The sequence below is a fragment of the Bacillus sp. LR--39 genome, from assembly GCF_053613335.1.
In genome coordinates this window covers 1-521 of sequence record NZ_JBSIOT010001581.1, presented here as the reverse complement: position 1 = coordinate 521, position 521 = coordinate 1, and the positions used below count along the sequence as shown (strand labels likewise).

The window sequence follows — 521 nt, the reverse complement described above, 5'->3', positions numbered from 1 at the left end:
GGCATCAACCTGCTTGCACTTGTTGATGGCCAGCCGAAAGTTTTAACTCTTAAGCAATGCCTGGAGCATTACCTTGACCATCAAAAAGTTGTCATTAGACGCCGTACTGCTTATGAATTGCGTAAGGCAGAAGCGAGAGCTCATATCTTGGAAGGATTGAGAGTTGCACTGGATCATCTCGATGCAGTTATCTCCCTTATCCGTAATTCTCAAACGGCTGAAATTGCGAGAACAGGCTTAATTGAACAATTCTCACTGACAGAGAAGCAAGCACAAGCGATCCTTGACATGAGGCTCCAGCGTTTAACGGGACTGGAACGTGAAAAGATAGAAGAAGAATACCAATCTCTTGTTAAATTAATTGCAGAGCTAAAAGACATCTTGGCAAATGAATATAAAGTGCTTGAGATCATTCGTGAAGAACTCACGGAAATCAAAGAGCGTTTTAACGATGAAAGACGTACTGAGATTGTCACTTCTGGACTGGAGACAATTGAAGATGAAGATCTCATCGAGAGAGA

At 42.2% G+C, this 521-nt stretch carries 1 protein-coding gene; it reads left to right on the top strand.

Features of this window, described 5'->3' with window-relative positions; genetic code table 11:
* Positions 1–521 (top strand): DNA gyrase subunit A (locus tag ACWHAR_RS31910; protein ID WP_452089030.1); only part of this gene is annotated, 521 nt, incomplete at both ends.